At 26.5% G+C, this 3,485-nt stretch carries 4 protein-coding genes; 3 read left to right on the top strand and 1 reads right to left on the bottom strand.

The features are described 5' to 3' along the window. Nucleotides 1-191 precede the first annotated feature (191 nt). Nucleotides 192-461 (bottom strand): cysteine-rich small domain-containing protein, encoded by a 270-nt coding sequence (locus Q1J78_RS02700; protein WP_300276217.1) that lies wholly within the window; start codon nt 459-461, stop codon nt 192-194. A 180-nt stretch (nt 462-641) separates the two neighbouring features. Between Q1J78_RS02700 and hflX the strand changes: the two genes are divergently transcribed. The 3 genes from hflX (at nt 642) to Q1J78_RS02715 (ending at nt 3,474) form a co-directional block, all read left to right on the top strand. Further along, on the top strand, nt 642-1,949 hold the full coding sequence (hflX, locus tag Q1J78_RS02705) for a GTPase HflX (protein WP_300276219.1): 1,308 nt from the start codon (nt 642-644) through the stop codon (nt 1,947-1,949). Nucleotides 1,950-2,012: 63 nt separating this feature from the next. Continuing rightward, nucleotides 2,013-2,993, top strand: coding sequence for a HEAT repeat domain-containing protein (locus tag Q1J78_RS02710; RefSeq protein WP_300276221.1), 981 nt, complete (start codon nt 2,013-2,015; stop codon nt 2,991-2,993). 61 nt (nt 2,994-3,054) lie between these two features. After that, nucleotides 3,055-3,474, top strand: coding sequence for an NUDIX domain-containing protein (locus Q1J78_RS02715; protein WP_300276223.1), 420 nt, complete (start codon nt 3,055-3,057; stop codon nt 3,472-3,474). The last annotated feature ends 11 nt before the right edge of the window (nt 3,475-3,485 follow it).

Here is a 3,485-nt window from a genome sequence, read left to right on the forward strand (position 1 = left end):
CAGTTTTACTAGTATCACATGAACCAGAATTTTATATGGACTTTGTAGATGATGTATGGAATATTGAAGATTTTACAACTAAAATAGTATAATTAAATTAGTCAGATAATACAATAACAAATAAAAGTGAGATATAAAATTAAAGGTACTCAATATACTTAGTTGTATAAAGAGTACCTTTTAAAATTTAATTATTCATCAATTTTCTTACTAGCTAACTTTGATATTTCAGTAAATTTTTTCATTATATAATCAAAATTATTTTTGTTATGAGGCAACATACAATCACTGCAATCTTTTATACCTTTTTTAGTATACCTGAAATTTCCACCACAATTTTCACCAAGTGCATATAAAGGACAATAACAAAATAAGCAATTAAATTCATCTTTATTATTTGTTTTATGACAAGGGAAAAATTCACAAGATTTATGACAGAAAAACTTATAATTTTCACTCATAAAAAACCTCCTTTAAAGGAATAATATATATACAAGAATAACACAATAAATAAAATTGATATAGTCTAGTTTGTAATAATTATAGCAGTGATAATTTTTTTGAGATATAATATAATTAAATTTATTTAGCTATTTATAAAAAATATAAAATTTAATAAAAATTAAAAATAGGAGGAAGATATGACTGAATTAGATATAAACTTACATGAAGAAGTTGTTGAAAGAGCACTTTTAGTAGGAATGAATATAACTACTGTATCAAAAAGAGTAGACGATATAGATATAAATGATTCTATGGAAGAATTAAAAGAATTAGCAAAGGCAGCAGGAGCAGAAGTTGTTGGTTCTGTTATACAAAACAAATCAGCAGTTGATGCAGCGTATTATGTAGGGAAAGGTAAAGTAGAAGAAATAAAAAATTACTGTGAGGGACTTGATGCTACTTTAATAATCTTTAATGATGAATTATCAGGTGCTCAAACTAGAAATATAGAAGATTTAACAGGAATAAAAACAATAGATAGAACAACTCTTATATTAGATATATTTGCACAAAGAGCAAAAAGTAGAGAAGGAAAACTACAAGTAGAGTTAGCTCAGTTGAAATATAGATTACCTAGACTTTATGGAATGGGTGGAAGTATGAGTAGAACTGGTGCAGGTATAGGAACAAGAGGTCCAGGTGAACAAAAACTTGAAATAGATAAAAGACATATATTAAATAGGGCTGCAGATATTAGAAAAGAATTAAAACTTGTCAAAAAAAATAGAGAAACTCAGAGAACGCAAAGAAAAAAATCTAATATACCTATAGTTGCATTGGTTGGATATACAAATGCTGGAAAATCTACATTATTGAATGAATTAATAAAAACTCATAAAGAGTATGAAAGTGAAAAAGAAGTATTTGTAAAAGATATGTTATTTGCAACATTAGATGTTACTTTAAGAAAAGCTGTACTTCCAAATAAAAAAGATTTCTTAGTAGTAGATACTGTTGGTTTTGTAAGTAAATTACCACATGATTTAGTAGATGCATTTAAATCTACACTAGAAGAGGTAAATTATGCAGATTTAATTTTACATGTAATAGATGCTACTAATGATAGTTATGAAATACAAAAGAAAACAACAGAAAAAGTACTAAAAGAACTAGGTGCAGATGATAAAAATACTATCCTTGTATATAATAAAGTAGATAAACTAGAATTAGATATATATCCAAAAAATCAAGATAATATAGTATATATATCAGCTAAGCAAGGAATTAATATGGATAAACTGCTTAATATGATAGAAAAAGCAGTTATGGAAAATACTTATGATGTAGAATTATTAATTCCTTATGATAGAGGAGATATTTTTAGTAAATGTAAAGATAAATATAATATAGATGAATTTGAATATCTAGGAGAAGGAACTAAATTCAGAGTTTCATTAGATGAAGAAGATTTTGGAAAATATAAAAATTATATAATGGAAAAATAGTATTAAAGATATCAATAAATAGTTATTCAATATAAAAAATAACAAATGAATTGAGTTGATTATATGGATATAAATTGGAAAAATATAGATTCATTGGAAGATTATCAAATAACATATCTTTTATATAAAGAATCTTTAAATGTAAATCAAATTGCAAAAGTTAGAAATTTATCTAATCAAGATATTGCTGATCATTTAATAAAGATGCAAATTGAAAAAAGAGAAGAAAATATAAAAAAGGATTCATTTGAGATATATCTTACATTAAATAAAGATGAAAGAAAAGAGTATTTAAAAAAAATAGACTCAGAAGAAAGTGAGTATTTTAAGCGAAAAATACTAAGACTTGTTCATATTGAAAAAGATATAAGAAATTTAATGATTTTATCATGGACAGCAGGAGAATTAGGAGATATAGATTTTTTAAAGTTCTTAGAAGAACTTTCGAATCATGAAAATGAAGATGTAAGAAAAACCGCAAATACAGCGATAATAAAAATCAAAAATAAATCAAAAATATATAATAAAAATGAAAAAGGGAAAAAATTAGAAGTAAATAATGAAAATCAAGATGAATTGCAAAGTTTTTTAGGATTAGATAAAAATAAAAGGCTTAATTTTTTAGATAGATTAAACTCGGAAAAGATGGTATACTTTAAGAGAAAGGTGTACAAACGTATTCTTACTGAATATAATACAGATGATTTGATTATTCTAATATGGACAGCTGGAGAGTTGCATGATGAAGGTTTTTTAAAAGTTCTTCATACTCTTGCGAATAATAGAAATTCCGATGTTAGAAGAATCTCTTATTCTGCAATCAGAAAGATAGGTTCACCTAAAAGTCGAGAAGTCTTAGAATTAGGACTTTTAGACTCGAATCCACAGACTAGACAGTACTGTGCAAAAGCTCTTTTAAAAGTTGGTAATAAACATAGTCTTGAAATATTGAGAAATCAATATAGAACAAGACAAGGTGTTGAAAAAGATTATGTACTTCGTGCATACAGAGAAGCGATAATCGAGTTAGAAAAGTCAGTTTAATATCTGACCATTATATTTTTAAACCATACGCAGGTGCGTATATTTATAGGAGGGATTCGATATGATAGTAAGACGTTGTGCAGGTGGTGTGGTATTCCACGCAAATCAGGTGTTATTAGTAAAAAATGACAGAGGTGAATGGACTCTTCCAAAAGGAAAAATATCTGGTATGTACATGGCTCAAGAAAGTGCTATAGCAAGAGTAAAAGATGAAACTGGTATAGACGCTAAATTACTAGATATTGCTGGAGACACTATATATGAGTTCTTCTCAAGAAGTAGACAGCAAAGAGTTTGCAATGCCATAAACTGGTTTATTATGGATGCCCCAAGCACAGATTGTAAAATCAGTTCTGAATTTTTAGAAGGCGGATTCTATAAAGTAAAAGATGCTCTTGAAATGTTAAATCATAGTAAAGAAAAATCTTTAGTTGAAATCTCATACAAAAAATATAAAGATGCAAAAAAAATAACAGACTAATCATATCTAAC

Origin of the sequence: Peptacetobacter sp. (assembly GCF_029264495.1) — a bacterium.
Taxonomy (GTDB): domain Bacteria; phylum Bacillota; class Clostridia; order Peptostreptococcales; family Peptostreptococcaceae; genus Peptacetobacter.